We start from the raw sequence: 1,869 nt of genomic DNA, 5'->3' as shown, positions 1-1,869 counted from the left end.
CCTGTCACGGCGGAGGTCGCGGGTTCAAGTCCCGTCAGGGTCGCCACTTGATTAAATTCAAGTCTGGCCAGATAGCTCAGTCGGTAGAGCGTCCGCCTGAAAAGTGGAAGGTCAGCGGTTCGATCCCGCTTCTGGCCACAATTAATCCCCAGTCCGGAAACGGGCTGGGGATTCTTTGTTTTACCAGGTGTTTGTCGCGGGGATGGGTTAAGTGACAAAAAGTGTGTCCGCTCGGTGTGTCGCCGGGTGGGCCCTTTTTATCTCATGGGCCCTTTCCGGATTCCTATGTTGTGTTGGTATTCGGTTGGGATAGCGTTGTCGTAGAAGGCTGGTCGTCCTGTTTCGTGGTCGGCTTTGTTGTGGTCTTCTGGGACAAGATCGTTGACTTTGGCGAGTTGATCTTGTCCGTAATTGCACTGCCTGGCGATCTTTAGCGGGTCGTCAGGCAGCTGCGTTTTCGAGTGCAGGTACCACTCGAGCATTTTGCGTTGGCGCTCCCCGGACCTGCCGCGATGCGCGTCGGCGATGCGTTTGAGCTGGGCGTTGACGCCGCCTTCCAGACTGTTGGTTGTTGATGCCCAGCGCTGTGGTTCGAGTGCTTCTGGTGGTGGCTGCAGGTAGGTAAACAGCCAGTTATTGCGCGATAGGCGCAGCAGTGAGTTGTATGCCTTGCGAACTCGCAGGTGGGTCCATTCCCACTGGTTGTTGAGGGTGCGGCGTTCTTTGGGGAGGGGTGTTTTTTCGTTGAGGAATGCTTTGAATACCTGTCCGAAGTCATGCAGGCGCAGCGTCCACTCCCGTGCCTGGTCGAGTGTGGTGATACGGGTCAGTTTCAACGCCAGGGCGTAGATAGCTTTGCCTGCGTCGGTGCGTGGACGGCTGGTGGTGTAGCGACGGACCACGCGTTGGGCATGGACAAGGCAGCGTTGGATGCGGGTGGTTGGCCAGCAGGTTTTGATTGCTGAGTAGGCGCCTTGGCCACCGTCGAGGACAACGCATAGTGGTGGGGCGATGTTTTTGAGTAGTTGGGTGTAGGCGTGGGCGGTTTCGCGTTGTGTCCAGTGCCATGCGATGACGTGGTCGTGGCTGGCTGCCACAAGTAAGCAGCCAGCGTCGGTGTAGGTGCCGTCGATGAAGATTTGGTCGTAGACCCGGTTGGGATCGGGGGTGTTAGGGACATCGATAAGCCACAATGAGGTGAACCGGCGGTCGAGTGTGCGCCGGGAGACATTCAAGGTGTCGGCCACCTTGGTTAAAGAAGCAGTGCCGGTGACGTAGGTGTGAAACGCTTTGAAATCCCGGGTGTGGGTCTGATCGGGGCGGTGTCGTGTTGTTGAGCATCCGCAGTCAGGGTTTTTGCATCGCCACCTGGTTGTCCCTTTGGTTGTGGTGCCGTTTTTCTTCATTTGCCCAGCGCATATAGGGCATCGGGGTCTGTTTGGAGTCACCCAGAAAGACAACCAGGCCCCTGTTACCACATGCAGGAGCCATTCCGGTGGATTGAGCAAGAAACGGGCCTGAATAAGGTCTGGAACCTTATATAAGCCCGTTTTATGCGGCCTGACCAGCAAATAGGCTGAAAATCAGACACACTTTTGGGGATGCGGACGGAATCTTGGAGGATTCCATCATGAACCGCTCATACACCAAGGAGCAGCGACGCAGAGCTCTGCAGGTTTACAAGCGTACTCAATCGGTGACCAAGACCGTCCGTGAACTTGGTTATCCAGGGCGATGGACGCTGTACAAATGGTTGCGTGAACCCGCCAAACCTGGTCGACCCCGCAAACAGTCAAAAACATTGACCCGCTACCCGTTTGAGGTCAAGCTTCGTGCTGTTGAGCTCTTCAACGCTGGTTGGAGGCCAGC

General features: G+C 56.3%; 1 protein-coding gene, 1 tRNA gene and 1 pseudogene. 2 read left to right on the top strand and 1 reads right to left on the bottom strand.

All coding sequences use genetic code 11. The annotated features are described in order from the left end of the window. The first annotated feature begins 65 nt into the window (after window positions 1-65). A tRNA-Phe gene (locus tag ADB02_RS06855) sits at window positions 66-138 on the top strand. A gap of 119 nt (window positions 139-257) precedes the next feature. Here ADB02_RS06855 and ADB02_RS06850 read toward each other — a convergent pair. Then, on the bottom strand, window positions 258-1,448 hold the full coding sequence (locus ADB02_RS06850; RefSeq protein WP_165994870.1) for an IS1249 family transposase: 1,191 nt from the start codon (window positions 1,446-1,448) through the stop codon (window positions 258-260). 182 nt (window positions 1,449-1,630) lie between these two features. Here ADB02_RS06850 and ADB02_RS11305 point away from each other — a divergent pair. Next, a pseudogene (locus ADB02_RS11305) lies at window positions 1,631-1,869 on the top strand (IS3 family transposase); the annotation flags it as partial.

Origin of the sequence: Corynebacterium sp. 212_CJEI, assembly GCF_001055915.1 — a bacterium.
GTDB lineage: Bacteria > Actinomycetota > Actinomycetes > Mycobacteriales > Mycobacteriaceae > Corynebacterium > Corynebacterium jeikeium_D.
This window is presented reverse-complemented; position numbering and strand designations above follow the sequence as displayed.